The sequence below is a fragment of the Epilithonimonas pallida genome (assembly GCF_900182975.1).
In the GTDB taxonomy this organism is placed as follows: Bacteria; Bacteroidota; Bacteroidia; order Flavobacteriales; family Weeksellaceae; genus Epilithonimonas; species Epilithonimonas pallida.
This window is the reverse complement of sequence record NZ_FXUO01000005.1, coordinates 363,518-386,174: the sequence shown is the minus strand read 5'-3', so window position 1 is coordinate 386,174 and position 22,657 is coordinate 363,518. Positions and strand designations below refer to the sequence as shown.

Below are 22,657 nucleotides of genomic sequence, written 5' to 3'. Positions count from 1 at the left end.
AGTTTTTTTGTTTTCACAGAAATTGACAGCCGATGTCACATAATGTCACGCCTTTATTATAAGTTTTAGAGTTTCCAATATATAACTTCATTCAACAAAAAATATATATGGAAAAGTATCTATTCTCGAAAATTTTAAACAGAGGAATTCTATCAATTCCTGTTTTTAGTTTGACATTGATCTATGGGCAATATCAATCCAAAAAAATCACAGCTCCCGTCAGAGAAAGCCGAGCAGAATTCGGAACATCTGTTGCCATTAATAATCAATTCATTGCTGTTGGCGCATCCAGAGAAGACATTGCAAAAGGTGCTGTTTATATCTACAAAAAAAATGAAAGCAATTGGAGTTTCAATCAGAAAATTATGGCTCCGGACGGTGTTGAAATGGCGGAATTCGGTGGAAGTATCAAATTCGGAAATAGTTTTCTGGTTGCAGCTTCCGGAAGGGCTGATATTGATGGCATGATCAGGGCCGGTGCATTATATATCTATGAACCCGGCTCTGATGATCAATGGAATTTCACGAAGAAACTAACTGCTTCGGATTATGATAATGATGCTTTGTTAGGTGTTAATCCAACTTCTGTTGATGTGAGTGATAACCTGATTGTTGCCGGAGCTCCCGGATTCGATTCGTGGAAAGGTTCTGTTTATATTTTTGAAAAAGTTGGAAACCATTGGGAACAGACCCAAAAATTGGATTCGCCTGAAGGTGTTGATTTTGGAAATTTCGGAATTGGCGTCAGCGTTTCAGGCAATTATCTGGCTGTTGGTGCAAGCGGTGAAAATAGTAACGCCGGTAAAATTTACATTTACAAAAAGAATGATTCCGGAGAATGGATCTTTCATCAAAGTCTAACTTCATCGGATCATTTTGAAAACTCTTATTTTGGAAATTCGGTAAGTATTGATGGTAATGAATTGGTGGTCGGCGCTTATACGGAAGTCAACACAGGAAATCCATCAATGGCATATATTTTTAAACTGAATGATAATGGAAATTGGGAAGAATCGCAAAAAATCTCAAGCTATGAATCTTTCGAACATACTTATTTTGCATGGATGTGTGAAATGAAAAACGACAAGCTTCTCATCAGCGCTCCACATCTATACGGAACTGAGCCTGGAAGAGCTCTGCTTTACAAAAAGAACAGCCAGAACCAATGGGAATTTGATCAGGAATTAAAACCGGCAAACGATGTTTCTGAAGATTTCTATGGTTGGAGTATCGCAATGAATAGTGATGAAATAGTCGTTGGTTCAGCAAGAGATAATTGGGACAATAATGAAGAAAATGAGCTGAATGATGCAGGCTCGGCATATATTTTCTCTCCATCAGATCTGGCTTCTAATGAAAATAATTTTTCTGAAAAAAGCGTAAGAATCTACCCAAATCCGGCTAAAGATTTCATCAATATTGCAAGTATTAAAGAGATTAATTCAGTTGAAATCCTGGACCATTCCGGAAAACGAATCTCAGAATTCAAAGAATTAAAATTCAATGTTTCTCAACTTCCAAAAGGTATTTATATTTTGAAAATAAAATTCTCAAACGGAAATTCATCGATTCAGAAATTGATAAAACAGTGATAATTAAAGACACTTCGGCTTCGCTCAGTGTGACAGCTCTAATACTTAGCATTACCTTAAACAGTGTCAGTCTGAGTGGAGTCTAAGACTTTAAAATATTTCATCAACATCTCATCTTTTTGTTTTTACGATTAATTATAATTATATTTCGTTATCGATTTGACTAGAAGATGAAATTATTTCTGAAAATAATCCCAATAATTACACTTTTTATTCTGCCTTCAACAATATTAGGGCAGTCGGAAAAAGAATGTGAAGTGATTATTGATTCCGCCATTCAGAAGATGTTCCGAAAAGAACACACGAAGTCTCTGGAAATGCTGATCCGTGTAAAATCTGTTTCTGAACAAAAAAAATGGGACAAATCCAACTTTCGTGCAACCAACAACATAGGTCTGAATTATTATCTGATGACGGACTTTGGCGAAGCTTTGAAATATTATCTCGAAGCTTATGATATCGCGACCAATATGCCCGACAAAAAGCACGTGATGACGGTTGTCAACAATATTGCAGTCCTTTATTTTCAGGAAAAAAACAACAAAAAAGCCTACGAATACTTCCTAAAAGCTTATCAGACCGCAAAAGAAAATAACCGGAATGATAAAGCCGGCGCCTACGCAGTGAACCTCGGACTGGTACTTAATAAGCTGAATAAGGTTAACGAAGCTTACAAATATATTCAGGAAGCGGAAACCCTGACCAAAGACGACCCGAAAGTCAACATCATGTACAAGATGGCTTTGGCAGAAAATCTTTATCTCAAGAAAAAATATAAAGAATCCGAAGCTATCATTGACAATCTGATTCCACAGATTCAATCATCTGATGAAAATGAAAATCTGGTTTTCCTTCTCCTGATAAAAGCTCAGATCAATGAGAAAAAAGGTGATCTTACCTCAGCAAAATCTTTGGCTTTGCAGGCCAGAAAACTCTCTCCAAATATCAATAATAGAGAAGAGGTTTACAATTACCTATCAAAAATCAATGCAGAAACCAAGAATTATGATGAGTCTTTGAAATATAAAGATTCGGTCATTATTGCAAATGATTCGATTTCGAAAATTAATAATTCGACGTTGTTCAATAATGGCAAAATCAAGTTCGAAATGCAGAATTACCAGTTCGAACTCAAAGAAAGCCATCAGCGTTTGAAAGATGAAAGAAAAATCTTCTACATCATCATCGCTTCTGCTGTCATCATCATTTTGCTGGTGCTCCTTTTCCTTTATAATAACTCGATAAAATACAAACAGCAGAAAAAAATCACGCAACTGGAATTTGAGAAAAAACAAAGTGATAACCTGATACTGACTCAACAACTGAAAGAACAGGAAACATTGTCTTTACTTGAAAAAGAACGTCTCAAAAATGAAATTGAGCAACAAAACCGACAATTAACTTCGCAAGCTTTAACCATCTCCAGCAGAAATGACGTGGTGGAAGAAATTATTGAAGCGATTGTCAACCAACCGGAGATTTCCAACAATGCCAAGTTGGTCAACTCTATCAAGGATTTGAAAATTCAGCTTAAAAGCAATAATCAATGGGATAGTTTTTTCAAACATTTTGAAGGCGTCAATCAGAATTTCATCACTACTTTGAAAGAAAGACATCCGGATCTGAGTTCTTCAGAGATAAGATTCATCTGTTATGTTTATATGAATCTGAGCCATAAAGAAATTGCATCGATTCTCAACATCAGTCCGGAATCCTGCAGAAAAAGGAAAGAAAGAATCAGCAAAAAACTCAATCTTCCCGACAAAATAAACTTATACGACTATATTTCAGCTATATAGACAAAACTACGTCACGCAGAAATTGGATTGATGTCACGCAATGTCACGCCGTAATTGATAGATTTTTTTTGATTTATCATCAATTTTACATCAATAAAATTTTTGAATATGAAGAAAATATTGACTCTATTTTTATTGGCAATTTGCTCCAGTTTTTCTACCAAGTTGGCGGCTCAGTTGTCATTTTTAACTTCGCCGGATTATGGACAAGTCTTTGATGTGACTTACGACCCAACCAAGCAAGACGTTTTGTACGCCAATACGGTAACTAATCACATTGTGAAAAGTTCTGACAATGGTAAAAACTGGGAAGTTTTGTATTCTTTCCCGCTAGATATTAGTCTTGGAACGATCAAGGACCTGCGATGGACACAAGACCAGAAATATCTCAGTTTTATTTTGACTGCTGAAGGAACGGTTCATAACCAAGTGATCATCATTGATCCGGCCAATGGAAATGTCATCAAAAGAATCGATTCGCCTAACGGAAATCAATCAGGCAACCTGATAATGTCCTATTCTGTTACAGGAAATGATTACGAAAACATTCTTTTGCACACAACCTATATGTACAATTTTGGTCTTGTAACTGATGTTTTTTACACCAAAAATGGCGGAGACAGTTGGCAAAAGGTTTACACAAGTTCTGCGAATGACGGTGTTCACATCAATAATGTCGCCATCAGCCCCAATAATCCCAACAAATTATTTTTAGCGAGAGGATTCTCTCCGGGGGAAAAAAACGGAGGGTTATATGTATCAGACAATTCCGGAAATAGTTGGACAGAAAAAATTGCAGGTACCAATTACTCTGCGATCACATTTGACCCGGCAGATTCACAAAAGATGTTTTTGGGATCGTTCTACCTAACAGAGACCCAGACCGAAAATCTTTACAGATCTACAGACGGTGGCGAAAGCTGGAACATTGTTCCCATCACTTGGACCACACTTTCTACAAACAGCATACAAAAGATTGTCATCAATCCTAAAAATACTAATGATATCATGGTTTTGGAAGAGAATGAGATCGTGATCTCAAAAGATGGCGGAAACACCTGGATGAATTATGTTTATCCTGCCAACGATCTGGAAAACAAATATTATTATGGACTGAATGCGACTTACAATCCTAATAACAGTAATGAAGTGATCATCAGTTCCAATTATTATCCTTTCCATTCTTTGGACGGTGGAATTACGTTAACAAGGCTCAAAAATCCGTTTGCGAATAATACTGATAGAGTCAGCTTTCATAAAAATTCGGACAAGCATTTGTATTATGGATTGAGAAGAGGATTTGTTCATCAGGATTTCCAAACCGGGCAAGAAACAGGAATTGGATTGATGGCTATCAATTTCTTTCCGAATTTCAGAAGTACCGGTCTTTATGCAGATCCGTTGGTTGCAGGAAGAGTTTACGTCACCTCAAGCAATTTCATGGGTTCTACCTTTGCTGTAAGCACCAATCATGGCGCCAATTATTCTACAGGTTACAGCGATTACGGATTGAATATTATGAGAGTTGCCACATCCAAATCGAACACCAATCATTCTTGGGTCTCTTTCGACGAATCTGTAAGGAAATTTGATTTCACCGATATGAGTGGAATCACAAGTCAGGAAGTGATACTGCCTTCATTCGGAACAGTTTTCGGAATCAGCATTGATGAAACTAATGAGAATCATGTGATTCTTTCCCAGAATAATAATGTTTACAGAACCACAGACGGCGGACAAAACTGGACGCCATCAGAAAGCGGATTGGGAATATTGGAAAGCAATGTGGATTTCATTTATGATATTAGTAAAAATCCTTTCAATAAAGACCAATTGCTGTTGTCAACAACTCAGGGGATCTTCATCTCTAACGATGCCGGTGTAAAATGGGCTCAGATATACAGCGATAATGTCATCAACAGAGCCGAATTTTCGCCTTATAAAAATGGTGTTATCGTAGCAACTTCTAATTTTATGAACGGAAGCGGTGAAGGTTATGCATATCCTCCGTCACAAGTGAGAATTATTTATTCAAATGATTTAGGACAAACCTGGAATGAAGTCGCTCCTGAAAAGCTGGGTTATCTTTTCTCAGAATCTTCTGCAATTGATTTTCTGGACGATGAAAAGGCTGATATCTACTTCAGTACATCTGATCTGGGATTGGTAAAATATCAGATCAGTCTGGAAACTTTGGCAACCAATAATAATTCTTTATCAAAGGCAGACTTAATCATTTATCCAAATCCAACTTCGGATTATATTACTATTTCTAATGACAAAATCAAAGAAGCAACGATCGTAGATTTTACAGGGAAAACTTTACTGAAATCAACATCAAAGACAATCGATCTATCGAATCTTCCAAAAGGTATTTATATCCTGAATGTAACAATAGAAAATGGAAAATCCATATCGAAAAAAGTGATTAAAAACTAAAATTTCTTCATATCAAAAAATAGCCTTAACAGATTTTGTTAAGGCTATTTTTTTTAAACCAAAGCTTGGTGATATTGTACGGATAGCCAATCCGCACAATATGTGAATTTTTTTCTATTTATGAATCGGATTGCATAAAAAAATATTAGAGTATCGAAATTTTATTTATCTTCGTCTCCATAAAACACACGATTTTAATACTCATATATATTAACATTTAAAATCAAAAATGATGGGATTAAGCAATTTGAACGCCACACATCTGAGCAGTGCAAAGATCACTGCCGCCAACGATGCCATCTCGGCACTCGAAACAGCAATTGAAGAAATTAATATCAACCTTTCCACCGAAGACCGCAGACGCTACGGCAGCATCAATGAGCAAAACAAACTCTTTGTAAACAAGGTATATGACTACAACCAGAGCCAGGCCAACCTCAGCTCGCCCGAAGTGGACTGGGAAGAGTTTGCGAAAGATCATACTTCCAGAAAAAATATGGAGACAATGATCAGCAAGCTGGAAAGCATCATCACCAGGCTGAACAATGCCAAAACCCTGCACGACTACGACAACTACCAAGCGGCATTGGTGGATTACTCCTACACCACCTACAAAGCGGGAACGTCGGCACCCGGATTTGAAGACAAATACAGAGACCTGAAGCAGTTCTTTGTAAAAAATTCAACATCCACTGCGCCGCCCACAGAAGACAAACCGTAAAACAACAATCATCAATCGCCCCTCCCAATATTTGGAGGGGCATTTTTTTGCTTTTACCTATCCGGAGACGTTCTGCAGTGGTCGGTTGGGGTTAGGGGATCTATCCCAATACGTCCGGTATAGGTCCGGACACGTCACCCAACCTATCCGGAGACGTTGCGCAAGGGTCTGGCCAGGTTGCAGACCGCTCCGGATACGTTCCGGAAAGGTCCGTAGTGATGGAGCACGTGTCCAGAGGTATCCGGGACGTGTCGGGATACGTGGGGTGACGTGTCGGGAGGAATGATGGACGTGGTGGGGTGGGTTTTGTTTTTGTTGGAGCGAGCGTCTCGCATTTTTTGAATGACACAAGCAAGATGCCCACAACAACATGGGTAAACAGAATTTTATTTCACTTTTAAAAAATATAAGTGTTAGAACTTCGTTTATCTTTTTAGCAGAAAGCTTAAACAAACACTCGTCACAAATGAAACTAATTATATTTTTTCTTGGAATCTCTACCTTTTGCTTCTCACAAAAATTTAGTTTCATTTACGAAACAAAATACAAACTGAACTCAGAAAATCCGGATGATGTCAATTCCGAGAAAATGATTTTGGATTTAAAAGATAATATTTCAATTTTTAGAGATTCAGTAGAAAAACAAGCAGATTCATCAAAGTTGAATAATGGAAAGGAAATATTTAAAATGGGCGTTGAAAACCAATTCTATGTCAAAAAGAATCTTGCTCAAAAAAGAGTTGAAAAAGTAATAACTTATTTGCGAACAGATTATCTTCTTCCAATTGAGGAAAACTTAAACTGGAATATAACTTCCGAACAAAAAATGATTGGAAAATATCAATCTCAAAAAGCAGAAACTACTTATGGAGGAAGAAACTGGATTGCCTGGTTTACAACAGAATTACCTTTCAGCGATGGTCCATATATTTTCAATGGTTTACCCGGATTGATTGTTTCTATCCAAGATTCAAACAATGACTATTCATTTAATTTGATAGAAGTCAAGAAAGGTGGGAATATTTTTGACGCACGCACGAAATCAATAAAAATTGATTGGAAAAAATATGAAATACTTGCAAAATCATATTTTAATGATCCATTTAACATCAATTCAAAAGGGTGGAAAACAGCTACATTTACCGATCCGACTGGTAAAACAGTGGATATTTCCGTGAAAAATAAAGAATTTCAAAATAATATTTTACAAGACAATAATCCAATTGAATTAAATCATAAAGTAATTTATAAATAAAAACCTTTCCGATTTGGAAAGGTTTTTATTTATCTAATACTGAAACTTCCTGAAAGCTTCCAGCGTTTTATCAATCTCTGTATCGCCAATCGCGGACGAAATAAACCAAGTCTCATAGCCACTTGGCGGAAGATAAATCCCCTGCTCCAAAACCTGATGAAACAAATTATTGAACAAACCGATGTTGGAGTTGTTCACTTCATTAAAGTTACTCGCAGAAGTTACATCAAAGAAAATCGACATCATACTTCCCTTTCTGTTGATTCTGTGTCGGATTCCTTTTTCATTCAATATTTTTCCAATTTCGAAGTCTAAAGTTTCGGTTGTTTTATCAAGTTTTTTATAGAAATCAGCATCCTGCTTTATCAATTGTAAAGTTTTAAGTCCAGCTCTCATTGCGAGAGGATTTCCACTCAAAGTTCCGGCCTGGTAAACGCGCCCTCTTGGCGAAAGCCAGTTCATAATTTCGTTTGGTCCCGCAAAAGCTCCAACCGGCAATCCGCCACCAATAACCTTTCCATAAGTCACCAAATCCGCTTTCACACCCAAAGCTTCCTGCGCACCGCCAAAAGCCAAACGAAAACCTGTCATTACCTCATCAAAAATCAATAAGGCACCATTCTCATCACAGATTCTTCTAAGATTTTGAAGAAAGTTATTCTCAGGCAAAATACAACCCATATTTCCGGCAATCGGTTCTACGATAATCGCCGCAATCTGCTCAGGATTATTTCTGAAAAGGTCTTCAACCTGTTCTATATTATTGTATTCGGCAAGTAATGTATCTTTCGCCGTTCCTTGCGTAACGCCAGGAGAATTCGGACTTCCAAAAGTCGCCATTCCACTTCCCGCCTGAATCAGAAATGAATCCGAATGTCCGTGATAACAACCTTCGAACTTGATGATTTTATCTCTTTCAGTATAACCTCTTGCCAAACGAATTGCGCTCATACAGGCTTCGGTGCCCGAGGAAACCATCCTGATTTGGTCAACATTCGGAACATTTTCCACAATGAATTTTGCAATCTCCGTTTCCAATTCCGTTGGCGCTCCAAAAGAAAATCCTTTCTCAGCCTGCAGTTTAAGAGCTTCCAAAACTTCGGGGTGGGTATGCCCTAGAATCGCCGGTCCCCACGAGTTGATATAATCGACGTAAGTTCTGTCATCTTCATCCGTAAGATAAGCACCTTTTGCGGATTTCATAAAAATCGGGACACCTCCTACGGATTTAAAGGCACGAACAGGCGAATTAACACCACCCGGAATATATTTATACGCTTCCTCGAAAAGCGCCGAACTTCTTTGATATAACATTTTAATTGATCGTTGTTTGTTGATAGTTGTTTTGATAGTTATTAGATTTAAATCTAAATTCTAACCTCTAAATTCTAGCTTCTTGGTTTTTTACTTTGCAGATAGATCACTTGCCCTGCTCTTGGTTCTTCGCCTGCCTCCATTCTGTTTTTAGAATACAGTTTTTTCAGTTTGATTCCGAATTTCTGAGCAATATCGTGCATTGTTTCACCAATTCCGGCTTTGTAAGTTTCTTTGTTTCCTGATGAGTTTTTACCTTCTAAGAAAATGATATCATTCTTTGCCAGTCTGGAGTCTTCCAGTTCATTATATTTCATCAGACGTTTTTCACTGATTCCGAATTTCTTGGCAATATCAGACATATCTGCATCCACAGGCATTATAAAGAATTTCAGATCACCATTAGGATGATTTTTCACAAGAATATTTTTCAGAAGCGCTGCTTTCGTGCTTGCATCTACAATCTCAGAAACTTCTGATTGTTTTTTTGCATACGAACCTTGAGAGTAAGGCACCTTCACTGTTGGCGGAGTAACTTTGTCATTCTGTTTTTCCTGACTTAGTTGCGCCATAAAAACCGCATCATTATTCAGGTTGGGATACAATTTCAAAATGGCGTAATAGACCTCATCCTTCGTTGTATTATCAAATTCATACAATTTATATCGCTCGATCTTATCAATCAGGATATAGGCATATCTTGGATTGGTTGCATATCCGGCTTTCTTAAGACCGTGTGCCCAGGCTTTGTAATCTTTTGGATCTAAGTCAAAAAGCTTGGTGTAATATTTTCTCGTCGCCAAAAAAACCGAATGGTCTTCATAAGACTGCTTTGGATCTTCATAAACACGGAAACACTCGTTGGGCGCATCATCAGTATGTTTCATTGTTTTGCCTGTCCAGTCCTCCTTGCATTTGATTCCGAAGTGGTTTTTTCCTTCCAGTGCCAATCGGCTTTGTCCACCTGCTGTTTCCAAAAGCCCTTGAGCCAAAGTAATACTTGCAGGGATTTTATATTTCTCCATTTCTTCCACTGCATACGGTGCGAATTTCTGGATATATTGGTCTTCCGTTTTCCAGGTTTGTGCTTTTGCCAATCCTAAAACACAAACAAAACCAATCGCCAATAATTTTTTCATTTTCAATATTTTAAAATATTTATTTCTTTATTTTTCAGGAGCTAATCCCACTATCCGCTATATCTTTTTTGTCATTGCGAACGAAGTGAAGCAATCCTTAGAATTTTTCACCGCAATGACAAAAAAGGATGCCGCTACTATCGGGGCTATGGGTTTCTAATTCTTTTCAACTTTTGTCATCAAAACAAAATTTGAAAACTTAATCAACCTCTTCAGAGTTTGAAACTGGGGTTTTATTCCGCAATCGGTTCCCTTCCTTTACTTTTCAAAAACTGATTCGCTCCTTTGATTGCCTGCAATCCGCCAGTGTGAAACATAAGAATTTTTGAATCTTTCTGGAAAAAACCTTTCTCCGCCAAATCAAAAATCTTCTGCATCATTTTACCTGTGTAAATCGGATCAAGCGGCACCTGATATTCGTTATAAAACCAATTTATAAAACGGACATTCTCATCAGATATTTTTCCATATCGGTGTTCATCAGCATCAATTAATTCAAAATTCTTTCTTCTGCTCCATTCCGAGATTGTGTTCTCCAACGAATTATCCTTCACAACTTTGATTCCAATCACATTTTGATGTTCTTCTGCAAACCTGGAAATCCCGGCAATTGTTCCTCCGGTTCCAACAGCCGTGCAAAGATAATCAAAATCTTTGGTGTCATTTCCCAACATATATTGAACACCTTTCACCGCCATTTCATTACTTCCGCCTTCAGGAATTATCAATGAATTAGGATATTGTTCCAAAAATTTTTGGGTTAATTGCTCCTTGTTTTGATAATCTTCCCTTGAAACAAAAAAGAATTGCATTCCGTTTTTGGAAGCTTCGGAAAGTGTGGGATTGTCTTGCCAATTATTTTTTAATTCATTTCCCCGGATAATTCCGATCGTTGGAATCCCGAATTCTTTCCCAAAAGCAGAGACCGATGCAATATGATTTGAAAATGCACCTCCAAAAGTAATTAATAAAGGGTTTTCCGGTTTCGATTCCAGGTATTGATTGACATTGAACAATAGTTTCCAGAATTTGTTACCGGAAATGGTGGGATGAATCAAATCTTCTCTTTTAATGAAAATCCTGACATCAAAACCGGTTTTGATTTCAACAATAGGGATTTTATGTTCCGGAATCTGAAGCATCTTCAAAAGTAAATATTTCTAATGAAAGCTCATATGATAAAACTTATTTTATAAAAACATTAAGCTCCAAATCTCTTGCGCCCCGACCTGAGTGAAGCTCTTTTTCTGTTATTGCGTTTGTACAAATGTCCTGCAGATGGCTTCACCTTGTTCGCAATGACAGAAAAAAGCGGGAACGGAGGGCGGATAAAGGCGCCCAAATAAAAAACCCACCGAAAATGGTGGATTTAGAGTATATAATTAATGAAAATTATTTTGTTCTTTCGATGATTTTTTTCACTGCTTTTATCACAGCTTCAGAATCGATTTGATACTTTTTCATCAATTCAGCCGGCGTTCCGGATTCCCCGAAAGTATCATGAACCGCAACAAACTCCTGAGGTGTAGGTCTTCTTCTGGATAGCATACCGGCAACAGATTCTCCTAAACCTCCAAGATAGTTATGCTCTTCTGCAGAAACCAATTTTCCGGTTTTTTCTACAGATTTCAGAATGATCTCTTCATCCAAAGGCTTGATAGTGTGGATATTGATAATCTCACAAGAGATACCTTCTTTTTCCAGTTCATCGGCAGCCAACAAAGATTCCCAAACCAAATGTCCGGTTGCAACAATCGTTACATCTGTTCCTTCCTGCAAAAGAATTCCTTTCCCAATTTCGAAAGGCATATCTTCCGGAATAAAAACAGGGACTACCGGGCGTCCAAATCTAAGATAAACAGGACCTTCGTGTGCGGCGGCAGCTAATGTTGCAGCTTTGGTCTGATTGTAATCACAAGGATTGATTACCGTCATTCCCGGCAGCATTTTCATCATTCCTATATCTTCCAGAACCTGGTGTGTTGCACCATCCTCACCCAAAGTTACCCCTGCGTGGGAAGCAGCAATTTTCACATTTTTGTTGGAATAAGCAATCGATTGACGGATCTGGTCGTAAACTCTGGAAGTTGCAAAGTTGGCAAATGTTCCTGCAAAAGGAATTTTTCCATTGATAGTCAAACCGGCTGCCATTCCCATCATATTGGCTTCTGCAATACCCGTCTGGAAGAATCTTTCCGGCGCTTTTTCTATGAACTTCTCCATTTTAAGCGAACCAATTAAATCTGCACAAAGTGCTACAACATTTGGATTGGTGTCTGCCAATTCTGCCAAACCAGCTCCAAAACCTGAACGAGTATCTTTTTTTTCTGTGTATGTATATTTCATTTTGTTATAATTGATGGATGATAGTTGATAAATGATCTATGTGTTAATGACAATAATCATTTCATCATTAATAATTAATAATTTATCATTGATAATTAATAATCAGCTGGTGCTTCCAAATACAGTTGTTTGAAAGCCGTCTCTAATTGTTCATCGTTAGGCGCTTTTCCGTGCCAAGCATGGCTACCAACCATAAAATCCACGCCACTACCCATCTCTGTATGAAGAAGGATAGCAACAGGTTTACCATTGCCTGTTTCTGATTTTGCTTTCTTAAGAATAGCAATGACAGCTTCAAGGTCGTTCCCGTTTTTCTCTTCCAAAACCAGCCAACCGAAAGCTTCCAACTTAGCGTGTAGATCACCTAAAGATAAAACATCATCTGTATCACCGTCAATCTGTCTTCCGTTATAATCTATTGTTGAAATAATATTATCTACTTTTTTAGCCGCAGCATACATAAAAGCTTCCCACACTTGTCCTTCCTGTAATTCGCCATCGCCATGAAGTGTATAAACCAGTGCTTCATCTTTATCCAGTTTTTTACCCTGAGCTGCTCCTAAAGCCACCGATAAACCTTGTCCTAATGAACCAGAAGCTACTCTTACACCAGGTAAACCTTCATGCGTAGTGGGATGACCTTGTAATCTTGAATTCAGTTTTCTGAATGTTGCCAATTCCGGAATCGGGAAAAATCCGAATCTTGCCAATGTACTATAAAACACGGGAGAAATATGTCCGTTTGAAAGGAAAAATAAATCTTCATTCTTACCTTCCATTGTGAAAGGAAGTTTATAGTTCATAATTTCCCCATACAGTGCTACAAAATACTCTGTACAACCAAGGGATCCACCGGGATGACCACTGTTAACAGCGTGAACCATTCTCAGAATATCTCTTCTGATCTGCGTTGAAAGGCTTTTCAGCTCTTCGATTGATTTGCTCATTATGTTAGATTTGCTTTCTTGCGAAAATACGACTTTTTGATGACCTCCAAAAATCTACTCTTATAAAAGTTGCACAAAAAAACCGCTCAGCATTGAGCGGTTAAAATTTTTTATTTAAAAAAATTATTTGCCGAATTTATAAGTAACTCCGAATTGGAAAACTCCGTTTCTTGAAGCGTCACCATTATTGTTTTTAATAATATCAGTTACACCTGCAACATATCGTATGTTTGCACCAAAATTAGATGTAAAGTCATATCCAGCTCCTAACCCTAACCCGAAGTCAAAGCCATTAAAAAGACTTTTTACATCACCAGAATTACCGTTTGCTTTTGCTTTTGCACTAATCAAAAAGCCGAATTCAGGTCCTGCTTCTAAGTAAAATTGAGGAGTTGCTTTATACTGAAACATAACAGGAATAGAAATGTAATCTAAATTCAGATTAATATTACTTCCATCATCAGATTTCACTCCTTTTCCACTATACAAAACTTCTGGTTGAATATTGAATGATTCTGCTAAAGGTACATTCACAAAAGCTCCAGCATAAAATCCAAATTTTGCTTTGCTATCATCAGAATTCGAAACGCTGGATACATTCCCTCCAGCTTTAAGACCAAAAGTTTGCGCATTCGATAATCCAAAAACTGCAATAGCAGCCGCTAAAATCAATTTTTTCATAGTTGTAATTTTAAAGATTGTTATTAATTGTTAAATTAACTTAAAACATTGCTAAATTAATATTTTTTCTCAAACTTCAAAATAAAAATAAAAAAACTTGATTAAACCAATAAAAAAACTCCAGCCAAAGACTGGAGTTTTTTTAATGTATACTTAATTGTTATTTCAAATAAAAATTATATCCTACGATCACTGCACCTACCGATTCTTTCCCTACGACAGGACGATCATCGTAATACCCTCTGTCATACTTACCCGAGATACTTTGGTAGCCAAGATATAGCTCACCAGTAGGCATGTTATACATGAACTTTGGTAAAGCGTACAATCCGCCGTTAACATTTGAATTAGTAGAAATACCATATCCTAAATCCAGACCTACAGCAATCGGCGCACCACTGAAAGAGTATTTACCGGAAACAGCTACGGGAATAAATCCAAAGTCATCTCCTTTTATACTTCCACCAGGATAGTTGTAACTTTTACCAATAAAATGAGAATATCCTGTGGCAACTCCCAAATCGAAACCTTTTGCAATGTTCCATCTGTAAGCCGCATCAAGTCCTAGTGTAAAAGGCGAATTACCTGTAGTCGGAGCTCCGATATGTGCTCCTAATTTAAATCCTTCCTGAGCATTAGAAAATCCAAAAACTGCAACAGCAGCTAGTAACAAAAACTTTTTCATAGTTTCAAAATTTTAAATTTTTCAAACTAATATTACCAAGTTTTATACCAAAACAAAAATTCTACTTTTTCTCACTGTTATTATAGGCTACAATGATTTTTTTAACAACAGGATGTCTTACAACATCTTCTTCGGTAAGATATACAAAGCCTATCTCGTTGATATCCTTCAGTATGCTCATCGATTCTTTGAGACCGGACTGTTGCTTTGGTGGCAAATCAATCTGACTTGGGTCACCTGTGATAATGAATTTGGCGTTCATTCCCATTCTGGTTAGGAACATTTTCATTTGAGAATGTGTAGTGTTTTGGGCTTCGTCCAGAATTACAAATGCCTCATCCAGAGTCCTACCCCTCATAAAAGCCAATGGTGCAACTTCGATTACTTTCTTTTCCATATAGCCTTCCAATTTTTCGTGCGGAATCATATCTCGAAGTGCATCATATAATGGCTGCAAATACGGGTCTAATTTTTCCTTAAGATCACCAGGAAGAAAACCAAGACTTTCGCCCGCTTCTACCGCTGGTCTTGTTAAAATAATTCTTTTAACTTCTTTATCCCGAAGTGCTCTTACCGCTAAGGCAACACTAGTATAAGTTTTTCCTGTTCCGGCCGGACCAATTGCAAAAACCATATCCTTCTTTTCAGAAACCTGAACCAATTTCTTAAGATTAGTTGTTTTTGCTTTGATAGCTTTTCCATTAACACCTTTTACAATGATGTCCTGATCGAACACCAATTGTTTTTCGGAATCGTCTTTTAATTTCAAAATCGATTCGAGTTGCTTGATTTCTATAGAATTGTGCTTAGAGATGTAAGCCGTAATATCGTCTAATTTTTGTTTTAAAAGGTCCAGCGTTTCTCTATTTCCCATTGCAAAGATGAAGTTGTCTCTGCCAGTAATCTTAAGGGTTGGAAAGCTGGATTTTATCAGATTGAAGTTCTGATTCTGAACACCGTAAAATGTTTTGGTGTTGATATCTTCCAGTTCATAATTGATTTCGAACATAAATAATATTAGTAGTTAATCTAACAAATATATGAATTGATTTGACATCTTATGCCTCTTTAAAAATTGAATTATATTAAATTTGCAACAAATCTTATCAAATGTCAGTCATTACTCTCACTTCAGATTACGGACTTGTGGATCATCGTGTTGCAAGCATCAAAGGTAAAATACTCAGCTGGAGCGAGGATGTAAAAGTAGTGGACATCACTCACAATATAATGGCTTACAATCTTTTGCAAACAGCCTATATTGTAAGAAATGCTTATAAATTTTTCCCGGAAGGCAGTATCCATATTATTTCCGTTGACAGCTTTCATCATAGATCAAGAAAAAATATCATCACCAAAATTGACGGTCATTATTTTATTTCCGCGGATAACGGAATCATTAATCTGATGTTTTTCGATATAAAACCGGAAGCTATCTATGAGATCACCCTGAATAACAGATTCGATGATAAAGTTTCTTTCCCTTCTACCGACATTTTTGTTCCTGCGGCAATGCATATCTACAAAGGTGGATTGCCAGAGGTGATTGGAAGAAAAATTAAGACAATAAAAGATATTTCTTTCCCTAAGGCCATTTATAGCGAAGCTGAAAAAATGATTGTGGGTGAAGTGATGTATATCGATAATTTTGGAAATGTCGTTTCCAATATCAGTCGGAAATTCTTCGAAAAGTATGCGGCAATTAATGGAGAATTTACAGTAAAGTTCCGAAATATTGTTTTGACAAAAATTATGGAACAATACACCGATGTTGTAACGGACTGGAACAGGGAACAGGAATTCCATGGGAAATCATCGGTCATCTTCAATGATGCGGATCTGCTGGAAATCACCATCTATAAAGGCAGTGTTCTGAATGGTGCTTCCACCCTTTTTGGGATGAATACAGGAGAAAAAATCTATGTAGAATTTGTATAAAAAAACCGGCAGATAATTGCCGGTTTTTATTTTTATTTGAGAATATATTATTCTTTAATTAATTTTTTAGTGAAGGTATCATTATCAGTTTTCACTTTAACAACATAATTACCTGTTTTCAATCTAGAAACATCAAATGCATTTTTAGATAAACTTTCTTGATCAAATTGCTTAACCAATTTTCCAGAAATATCATACAACTCTACAGAAACCATTTTATTGATTCCTTTCAATGTAAATTGATTTTTCACTGGATTTGGAGACAAAGCTACATCTTTAGAATTCACTACATCATCTACAGCAAGTGCAGTACAACTAAAAGTCGCTTTGAAACCTGGTTTAGTCAAACCAGTTCCAGATTTGAAGGTAATTGTAATAGCTCCACTTGAGTGTGTTGACTCGAAAGAAGGAGGTAAAGTACTACCAGTGATTGTTCCCTGAAAAGGCACCCCTGTAGACAATCCATTTCTTACGATAATGTAATCATCCTCATTCATATCAAATTGTGTGAAAGTAATTTTCAGTTTTTGAGAAGGATCATTTGGATAAAAAGTTTTTGTCCAGTTTTCATTGTTGGTATAATTCCCGTTTTCACCGCCTGTATCGGTAACTGTTTTTCCACACCAATTATCTCCTGTTAAAATAACTAAAGATCTCTGATATAATGGAGAACAATCTGTTCCTACTTCTACTTTATAAAAAGTATTAGTTAAAAGACCTGTAATATTAAATGTTTTCGTAGATGAATTTCCGGACTTCACAATAGTTCCATCTATTGTTGAAACTCTGTATTTCCAGGATGTAGATGTATTATCGGTAATTGTAACTGTTGCTTCGTTATCTGTAACATTGGTTATGGTCATATTGGTAAGCGTTACAGCACAAGATTTGGTGCAATCACCACTCATACAGGCTTTCGAATCAATTGTCTGTCTGATAAGATCACCAGGCTGAGGTCCAAAACCGTTTGCGAAACTAATACCTACAGAATTTACCAAGTGGCAATAACTCATGATGGTTCCTTTTGTAGTTGTTGGCAATGGTCCTGTGCAACCTTCATCATTTCCAGATGCTGGTCCACAACCATCTATAGCCGTATTATTTCCATTCCATGCACAAGCGTGAGTATGTGGGGACCCAAGATTATGTCCCAATTCGTGTGTCATTGCTTCAATATTCCATGAATAGGTAGGAACAGCAATATTCTGGTTATTTACACCGCAATAAGAATATTTGTTTGTGGTACAAAGGCTATTAACATAAGCAACACTTGTTGTCGCAGGATTTCTTATCAGCTGAGCTAAATCACCATTGAATGTCGTTCTTGTTGATCTAAACTGACTGAGAATAGTTCCAGGCTGTCCAGAATAAGGGTCTGTGGAGGTCCAGATATATATAGAACTCATCGCAACATTCACACTTTCATTATCATATAATGTTTTAATATTATTAAATAATGCAGTAACCCAATTGGTGGTTGTGGTAGTATTCGATCCGTTCTGGGTATATGGACCATAACCAACTTCGAAATAAATTCTTACACAATTCGCAGTAAGAGCTGCTTTTTTTTGATTGTAAGGATCATAGGAAATTTTTTGAGCCCTATTTTCAGGCAGTTCATCTGCACTACAAGAAAATGGATTTTTAGTTTTTAACTTATAATCACTGTAAGAAACAAAATCCTGGGAGCTTTTAGCTTTACCCAAAACTACATTTCCGAATTCATTTGTAGAAGCCACACCTACGATATCGTTATCAAAGAAACTGAAAGCAACAACAGAAGTATTATCACCTTTTATTATCCCTTGATAATAGACACCCGGCGTATATGCCTTCGTTCCTTTATCCGTCTCAACCTGGAAATCGGTTGTAAGAATATTATTTTTAACCAATTCCACTGTCATTTCCCCATTCTCGAAAGGAAAACTCAGTTCCATTGTTTCTGGTTTTTCATCTACAATTTTTTGCAATTCCGTAGATTTCAATTGCATTACCGTTACGCCGTCAGCTTCATTCTTGTAAACCGCTGCATTTTTAGAAGCAACATCTTTTGTAAAAGGACTGTACCTTGCAAAAGTTTTTTTTGCTGATTTCTGAGCCGCTACTTTCTGCGCAATTGGTTTGAGGCCTTGTGAGAATCCAAATCCAAAAATACTTACAGAAAATAATAGTTGGAAAATTTTCTTCATATTTAGAATAATTAAATTTATCTTACAAAAAAACAGTTTTTTTTTCAGAATTCATTTTAAAATTAAAAGTTTAACATTTTTATGGCAATTAAAAACAATTGACCAAATCTATTTTTTATTAATGAAAAACAACAATTTTTATTTCATTTAAATAATTATCAGCACTTGATCTTATAAAAAATAGCCAAAACCTTAATTCTGGCTATTTTTAATTTCATTATTTCATATTAACATTAATTTTTCAAAACAAGGTTCTTAGACTCTTATTTTATCTTCACCCAATAAAAAGTATCTTTGCAAAAAATCCGTAGATGCTTTACACGATTATCAAGGCAATTCATATTATTTTTATGGTAAGTTACTTTGCCGGGATTTTCTATCTCGTGAGATTGTTTGTTTATTATAAGGACACTGATGAATTCGATGAAGTGAAACAGCAGATTCTCAGAAATCAATATACCTTTATGGCAGTCAGACTTTGGAATATCATCACTGTTCCCGCCGGAATCTTGATGTTATTAAGTGGACTCACTATGATTTTTCTTAATTCCGGATTACTGAAAACGCCTTGGTTTCATCTAAAACTGACATTTCTAGTTGGGCTCGGGATTTATCATTTCTGGTGCTGGAAACGCGTTAAGGAACTAAAAAACCTCAACGGAAACACGCTCTCAATCACGAATATCAAGCTTAGGCAATTCAACGAGATTGCAACCTTTATTTTATTCGCAGTTGTTTTTACAGTAATCCTCAAATATTCCGTTATACAATATTGGTGGCAGTTATTACTCGGGTTTTTCGGAATCATTATTCTGATAACGTCAATTGTAAAATTGGTGAATAAAAATAAAGATAAAACAACAAAGAGTAAAGACTAATAATAAGGCTTCGAGAACCTCAGCCTGACAAAACAAAATAATCAATCATCATTTATCAATTATAAACTATGTTTGCTATATTCAAAAAAGAACTTTGGAATTTTTTCGGAAACTGGAGCGCGTGGATTATCATCGCTGCTTTCAGTATTATTTCCGCATTATTCCTGTTCTTCTTCGAGAACAATTTTAATATTTTCGAGATTGGAAGTGCAACCTTGCAAAGTTTCTTTGTGCTTTCGCCTTGGCTTTTTATGTTCATCATTCCGGCAATCAGTATGAGAACTTTAGCTGAGGAAGAACAATCCGGAACCTTGTTTTGGCTGTTTTCTCAACCGGTGAAAATTACCGAAATCGTTGGCGGGAAATTCCTTTCCGTTTGGCTCGTTGGTGTTTTATGCCTGTTGCCATCATTGGTTTATTATTATACTATTTACGTTTTGGGTGTTCCGGAAGGTAATATCGACGGAAGTATGACTTTTGGAAGTTACATTGGTTTGATTATTCTGATTGCTGCTTTTTCCGCAGTCGGGATTTTGGCTTCATCGTTGTCTTCCAATCAAATTATGGCTTACCTGCTGGGCGTTTTCCTTTGTTTCATTCTTTATTTCGGGATTGAGCAATTGGCTAGTTACAAATTAATGGGCGGTGCAGATTATATTTTGCAGAATATTGGATTTTATCAACATTTTCTTGCCTTCACAAGAGGTCAGGTAGATACAAGAGATGTTTGTTATTTTCTTTTCGTGATATTTTTGGGATTGGGATTAGCAAGCTGGTTTGTTTGGAAAAAGAAGTAGGATTTTAAACCTCAAGGTTTTAGGTTTAAAAAACTTATTTAAAGTGTATTGCAAAGTCGCAAAAAATAAATTAAAGCTTAAATCGTATTGAAGTCGCAAAATTTTCCATTATTGAAAAAAATTGGCGCCTTAAAGACACAATAATTTATAAAATTCATTATCATAAAGATGAATAAAAAAAATAAAATCACTTTGATTATCATAACTGTTCTCCTGATTATCGGGATGAGCGGACTTGTCTATAAACGTTTTGATTTGACGGCGGAAAAACGTTACACACTTTCTGATTCCACAATCAAGGTTTTGGAAAATGTGAAGAAACCGATGACGATTGAGGTTTATCTTGAAGGCGATTTTCCAGCTTCTTTCAAGCAACTTTCGAATGAAACCAAATTTATGCTGGATGAATTCCGAAAAATCAATCCGAAAATCGATTATAAATTCCGTGACCCGATTGCTGAGAAAATTCCGCAAGACACACTGAAAGGAATGGGAATGCAGCCTTCGATACTTCCGGATATGAAAGACGGAAAAATATCGGAAATCGTGATGTTTCCTTACGCCGCCATCAAATATAATGGTTACGGAACTTCTGTTCCTTTGATTGTCCAACAATCCGGAATTGATGCTGCTACACAACTCAGCAAATCGATTGAAAATTTAGAATATAACTTCGCTTCCACTATCAAAGGAATGACGGAAGAAACGGCCAAGAATATTGGCTTCTTGGTGAACCAGCAGGAATTGAGTCCGGATGAATTCCGTGGATTTTTGGATTTGGCAATGGAAAATTATAATATTGGTCCCATCATTCCGGAAAACAAAACTGAATTGTCTTTGGCAGATGTCCCGAAACTAAAACAAATGGACGCTCTGGTTATTGCAAAACCAAGAAAAGCTTTTACCGATAATGAAAAAGTGATTCTTGACCAATACATTATGAATGGCGGAAAAACGCTCTGGATGTTAGACGCTGTGAATGCCGAGATGGACACGCTTTTCCAGGCGAAGAAAATAATGGCTTACCCGATTGACCTTAATCTGACAGATTTTATGTTCAATTATGGACTGAGAATCAATCCGGCTTTGACCAAGGATATGAAAAAATCAGCGTTGGTAAGAATTGTTTCGGGTGAAGTTGCCGGTAATCCACAATACAGCAGTTTCCTTTGGCCTTATTTTCCTTTAGGAATTGCTGAATCTAAAAATCCGATTACGAAGAACATCAATCCTGTAAAGTTCGAATTCCCGACTTCGATTGATACGTTGGGAAGACCAAATATCAAAACCAAAGTTCTTTTCGAATCCAGTGAAAGAACCACTAGCAAAACTGTTCCAAATTACGTTGCGCTTTCTGAAATCGTAAGAACAGACAGCATCGGCGAGATGGAACGTCCTACGCCACCGAAGATTTTTGCAGTGGCTTTGGAAGGGAAATTCAAATCTGCTTATGCGACAAGAAGCGAGAAGAATTCTTACCCTGATTTCAAAGCTCAAAGTCCTGAAAATAAAATGCTCGTGATTGCCGATGGTGATATTGCCAGAAACCAAATATGGAAAGGACAACCTCTTCCACTGGGTGAAGATTTGCTGACCAAAGAACATTACGGCAACGCACAATTTTTGAGAAATGCTTTTGATTACCTGTTAGACGACAGCAATATAATGGAACTAAGAGACAGAACAATTGAAGTGAGATTGCTCGACAGACAAAGAATTGATGCTGAAAAATCTGACTGGCAATGGTTCAATCTGCTTCTACCTTTGGGAATTTTAGGAGTTTTGGGAGCTGGATTTTATTTCTTGAGAAAGAAGATGTTTTCTTAATGTATGTTTAAAATTAAATAATTGAACCACAAAAGTCACAAAAGAAAATCAAGTACAGAAAATTTGTAAAAAAGCAAAAAAGATAATTTTATGTTCTTTTTTGAAAATTT

Annotated in this window: 18 protein-coding genes; 9 read left to right on the top strand and 9 right to left on the bottom strand. The window is 36.7% G+C overall.

The annotated features are described in order from the left end of the window. Positions 1 to 107 precede the first annotated feature (107 nt). From QOL71_RS12215 to QOL71_RS12195, 5 genes are all read left to right on the top strand, one after another. A complete protein-coding gene (locus QOL71_RS12215) occupies positions 108 to 1,592 on the top strand; it encodes a T9SS type A sorting domain-containing protein (RefSeq protein ID WP_283417183.1) in 1,485 nt (494 codons plus the stop codon). 170 nt (positions 1,593 to 1,762) lie between these two features. Continuing rightward, positions 1,763 to 3,391 carry a tetratricopeptide repeat protein gene (locus QOL71_RS12210; protein WP_283417182.1) on the top strand — a complete coding sequence of 543 codons (1,629 nt, stop codon included), beginning with the start codon at positions 1,763 to 1,765 and terminating at the stop codon, positions 3,389 to 3,391. A gap of 108 nt (positions 3,392 to 3,499) precedes the next feature. Further along, positions 3,500 to 5,830, top strand: coding sequence for a T9SS type A sorting domain-containing protein (locus QOL71_RS12205; protein ID WP_283417181.1), 2,331 nt, complete (start codon positions 3,500 to 3,502; stop codon positions 5,828 to 5,830). A 232-nt stretch (positions 5,831 to 6,062) separates the two neighbouring features. Next, positions 6,063 to 6,551, top strand: a complete 489-nt coding sequence (locus QOL71_RS12200) for a hypothetical protein (protein WP_283417197.1) — start codon at positions 6,063 to 6,065, stop codon at positions 6,549 to 6,551. A 370-nt stretch (positions 6,552 to 6,921) separates the two neighbouring features. Next, the gene (locus QOL71_RS12195) at positions 6,922 to 7,806 is read left to right on the top strand and encodes a GLPGLI family protein (RefSeq protein WP_346772098.1); all 885 of its coding nucleotides are present in this window, start codon (positions 6,922 to 6,924) and stop codon (positions 7,804 to 7,806) included. Between the two features lie 33 nt (positions 7,807 to 7,839). Here the strand turns inward: QOL71_RS12195 and hemL are convergent, their stop codons facing one another. The 8 genes from hemL to QOL71_RS12155 form a co-directional block, all read right to left on the bottom strand. Next, a complete protein-coding gene (gene hemL / locus QOL71_RS12190; RefSeq protein WP_283417179.1) occupies positions 7,840 to 9,120 on the bottom strand; it encodes a glutamate-1-semialdehyde 2,1-aminomutase in 1,281 nt (426 codons plus the stop codon). Between the two features lie 74 nt (positions 9,121 to 9,194). Then, positions 9,195 to 10,259, bottom strand: coding sequence for a glucosaminidase domain-containing protein (locus QOL71_RS12185; RefSeq protein ID WP_283417178.1), 1,065 nt, complete (start codon positions 10,257 to 10,259; stop codon positions 9,195 to 9,197). A gap of 233 nt (positions 10,260 to 10,492) precedes the next feature. Beyond that, complete coding sequence (locus tag QOL71_RS12180; RefSeq protein ID WP_283417196.1) at positions 10,493 to 11,401, bottom strand: 1-aminocyclopropane-1-carboxylate deaminase/D-cysteine desulfhydrase; 909 nt, start codon at positions 11,399 to 11,401, stop codon at positions 10,493 to 10,495. A 250-nt stretch (positions 11,402 to 11,651) separates the two neighbouring features. Further along, complete coding sequence (locus QOL71_RS12175; protein WP_283417177.1) at positions 11,652 to 12,605, bottom strand: transketolase family protein; 954 nt, start codon at positions 12,603 to 12,605, stop codon at positions 11,652 to 11,654. A gap of 95 nt (positions 12,606 to 12,700) precedes the next feature. Next, a complete protein-coding gene (locus tag QOL71_RS12170) occupies positions 12,701 to 13,552 on the bottom strand; it encodes a transketolase (protein WP_283417176.1) in 852 nt (283 codons plus the stop codon). A 123-nt stretch (positions 13,553 to 13,675) separates the two neighbouring features. Further along, positions 13,676 to 14,233, bottom strand: a complete 558-nt coding sequence (locus tag QOL71_RS12165) for a porin family protein (RefSeq protein WP_283417175.1) — start codon at positions 14,231 to 14,233, stop codon at positions 13,676 to 13,678. A 160-nt stretch (positions 14,234 to 14,393) separates the two neighbouring features. Next, on the bottom strand, positions 14,394 to 14,918 hold the full coding sequence (locus tag QOL71_RS12160; RefSeq protein WP_283417174.1) for a hypothetical protein: 525 nt from the start codon (positions 14,916 to 14,918) through the stop codon (positions 14,394 to 14,396). Between the two features lie 61 nt (positions 14,919 to 14,979). Continuing rightward, positions 14,980 to 15,927, bottom strand: a complete 948-nt coding sequence (locus QOL71_RS12155; protein ID WP_283417173.1) for a PhoH family protein — start codon at positions 15,925 to 15,927, stop codon at positions 14,980 to 14,982. Positions 15,928 to 16,028: 101 nt separating this feature from the next. Between QOL71_RS12155 and QOL71_RS12150 the strand changes: the two genes are divergently transcribed. Further along, the gene (locus tag QOL71_RS12150; protein WP_283417172.1) at positions 16,029 to 16,856 is read left to right on the top strand and encodes an SAM hydrolase/SAM-dependent halogenase family protein; all 828 of its coding nucleotides are present in this window, start codon (positions 16,029 to 16,031) and stop codon (positions 16,854 to 16,856) included. Between the two features lie 47 nt (positions 16,857 to 16,903). Here the strand turns inward: QOL71_RS12150 and QOL71_RS12145 are convergent, their stop codons facing one another. Then, the gene (locus tag QOL71_RS12145) at positions 16,904 to 19,045 is read right to left on the bottom strand and encodes a M12 family metallo-peptidase (RefSeq protein ID WP_283417171.1); all 2,142 of its coding nucleotides are present in this window, start codon (positions 19,043 to 19,045) and stop codon (positions 16,904 to 16,906) included. A 311-nt stretch (positions 19,046 to 19,356) separates the two neighbouring features. Here QOL71_RS12145 and QOL71_RS12140 point away from each other — a divergent pair, with 311 nt between their 5' ends. From QOL71_RS12140 to gldG, 3 genes are all read left to right on the top strand, one after another. Next, complete coding sequence (locus tag QOL71_RS12140) at positions 19,357 to 19,923, top strand: CopD family protein (RefSeq protein WP_283417170.1); 567 nt, start codon at positions 19,357 to 19,359, stop codon at positions 19,921 to 19,923. Between the two features lie 68 nt (positions 19,924 to 19,991). Beyond that, a complete protein-coding gene (locus QOL71_RS12135; RefSeq protein WP_283417169.1) occupies positions 19,992 to 20,720 on the top strand; it encodes an ABC transporter permease in 729 nt (242 codons plus the stop codon). Between the two features lie 168 nt (positions 20,721 to 20,888). Then, positions 20,889 to 22,547 (top strand): gliding motility-associated ABC transporter substrate-binding protein GldG, encoded by a 1,659-nt coding sequence (gene gldG / locus QOL71_RS12130; protein WP_283417168.1) that lies wholly within the window; start codon positions 20,889 to 20,891, stop codon positions 22,545 to 22,547. Positions 22,548 to 22,657 lie beyond the last annotated feature (110 nt).

Excerpts from the sequence above, each read along its gene's own strand:
- QOL71_RS12145 (WP_283417171.1), bottom strand. The coding sequence starts at position 19,045 with ATGAAGAAAATTTTCCAACTATTATTTTCTGTAAGTATTTTTGGATTT.
- QOL71_RS12170 (WP_283417176.1), bottom strand. The coding sequence starts at position 13,552 with ATGAGCAAATCAATCGAAGAGCTGAAAAGCCTTTCAACGCAGATCAGA.
- QOL71_RS12175 (WP_283417177.1), bottom strand. The coding sequence starts at position 12,605 with ATGAAATATACATACACAGAAAAAAAAGATACTCGTTCAGGTTTTGGA.
- QOL71_RS12165 (WP_283417175.1), bottom strand. The coding sequence starts at position 14,233 with ATGAAAAAATTGATTTTAGCGGCTGCTATTGCAGTTTTTGGATTATCG.
- QOL71_RS12195 (WP_346772098.1), top strand. The coding sequence starts at position 6,922 with ATGGGTAAACAGAATTTTATTTCACTTTTAAAAAATATAAGTGTTAGA.
- QOL71_RS12135 (WP_283417169.1), top strand. The coding sequence starts at position 19,992 with ATGTTTGCTATATTCAAAAAAGAACTTTGGAATTTTTTCGGAAACTGG.
- QOL71_RS12210 (WP_283417182.1), top strand. The coding sequence starts at position 1,763 with ATGAAATTATTTCTGAAAATAATCCCAATAATTACACTTTTTATTCTG.
- QOL71_RS12155 (WP_283417173.1), bottom strand. The coding sequence starts at position 15,927 with ATGTTCGAAATCAATTATGAACTGGAAGATATCAACACCAAAACATTT.
- hemL (WP_283417179.1), bottom strand. The coding sequence starts at position 9,120 with ATGTTATATCAAAGAAGTTCGGCGCTTTTCGAGGAAGCGTATAAATAT.
- QOL71_RS12185 (WP_283417178.1), bottom strand. The coding sequence starts at position 10,259 with ATGAAAAAATTATTGGCGATTGGTTTTGTTTGTGTTTTAGGATTGGCA.
- QOL71_RS12160 (WP_283417174.1), bottom strand. The coding sequence starts at position 14,918 with ATGAAAAAGTTTTTGTTACTAGCTGCTGTTGCAGTTTTTGGATTTTCT.
- gldG (WP_283417168.1), top strand. The coding sequence starts at position 20,889 with ATGAATAAAAAAAATAAAATCACTTTGATTATCATAACTGTTCTCCTG.
- QOL71_RS12140 (WP_283417170.1), top strand. The coding sequence starts at position 19,357 with ATGCTTTACACGATTATCAAGGCAATTCATATTATTTTTATGGTAAGT.
- QOL71_RS12150 (WP_283417172.1), top strand. The coding sequence starts at position 16,029 with ATGTCAGTCATTACTCTCACTTCAGATTACGGACTTGTGGATCATCGT.
- QOL71_RS12200 (WP_283417197.1), top strand. The coding sequence starts at position 6,063 with ATGGGATTAAGCAATTTGAACGCCACACATCTGAGCAGTGCAAAGATC.
- QOL71_RS12180 (WP_283417196.1), bottom strand. The coding sequence starts at position 11,401 with ATGCTTCAGATTCCGGAACATAAAATCCCTATTGTTGAAATCAAAACC.
- QOL71_RS12205 (WP_283417181.1), top strand. The coding sequence starts at position 3,500 with ATGAAGAAAATATTGACTCTATTTTTATTGGCAATTTGCTCCAGTTTT.
- QOL71_RS12215 (WP_283417183.1), top strand. The coding sequence starts at position 108 with ATGGAAAAGTATCTATTCTCGAAAATTTTAAACAGAGGAATTCTATCA.